This is a genomic window from Vibrio sp. 10N.247.311.12, assembly GCF_041467515.1.
Taxonomy (GTDB): domain Bacteria; phylum Pseudomonadota; class Gammaproteobacteria; order Enterobacterales; family Vibrionaceae; genus Vibrio; species Vibrio crassostreae_C.
This window is the reverse complement of the sequence record NZ_JBFSUV010000108.1, coordinates 1-1,028: the sequence shown is the minus strand read 5'-3', so window position 1 is coordinate 1,028 and position 1,028 is coordinate 1. Positions and strand designations below refer to the sequence as shown.

Genomic DNA, 1,028 nt, shown 5'->3' with positions numbered 1-1,028 from the left:
CGCGATTAGGCTCAAAGCGCACTTCACCTTCAAGGGTGATAAACAGTTCGCCTTCTGTGAAGCTGAACTGCTGTTCTCCTGAAATACTTTGATCCAGTGTGTTTACGACACCGTCATAAGTGAACCGAGTGATCGTCGCGCCATCAGCACTTTGATTTGGCATTACATCAATGGTGTTGGTTGTGATTGTACCGTCAGCAAGATTTGGCTCGGTGATATCTAACGTACCGTCTTGCATGATTTGAACATCATCACCGATAGTCACATTAAGCTGAGACACCAATGAATCGTCGCCGTCCGTATCAACCGCATAAATAGGCAGATCAAAGCTCAGATCGTTCTTATCTAAACCATCTACATGGTCTAACGCTTCAAGCAGAGTAAAGGTGTATTCACCCAATGTGCTCGTAGAGAAAGCAATCGTAAACACTGGGATTTCAGCGCCCGAACCGTTGGTAATAAAGCCAATGTAAGTACCCGGATTAGCCGAATCTTCTTTTATCTCAACCGAAAATCCATTCGATTTAAGTGCACCGCCCACATTAAACTCTGTTGGTTCAATACGGAAACTTGCTACATCGTCGCTGCCTGCGGTAAAGGTAATCGTCTCGGTTGCGCTAACTGTACTTCCGCTGGGAGCAGAGCCGTCATTAAGGTTGGTTTCAGAGAGAGTAACGCTTGGCACTGCATCAATGGTTGGGATATCACCATCAGTAATAGTCAGAGTGACCGTTGACGTCACCACATCGTTATCTAAATCGCTTGAAGTCACCACTATCGACTTCACGATATCTTCGCTAGCTGTGTGATCTAGGTTGCGATTGGGTTCGAAACGCACGTCACCTTGAAGAGTGATGAACAACTCGCCTTCAGTGAAGCTAAATTGCTGCTCACCATTGTCCGTTTGCTCCAGAGTGCGAACTTGCCCGTCATACGTAAACTGAGTGATCGTCGCACCATCGGCACTCTGATTTGGCATCACATCGATGGTGTTGGTTGTGATTGTGCCATCTGCAAGATTTGGCTCA

The 1,028-nt window shown here is 46.5% G+C and carries 1 protein-coding gene; it reads right to left on the bottom strand.

All coding sequences use genetic code 11. The features are described from left to right. Positions 1-1,028 (bottom strand): hypothetical protein (locus AB6E30_RS22510; RefSeq protein ID WP_372105333.1); only part of this gene is annotated, 1,028 nt, incomplete at both ends.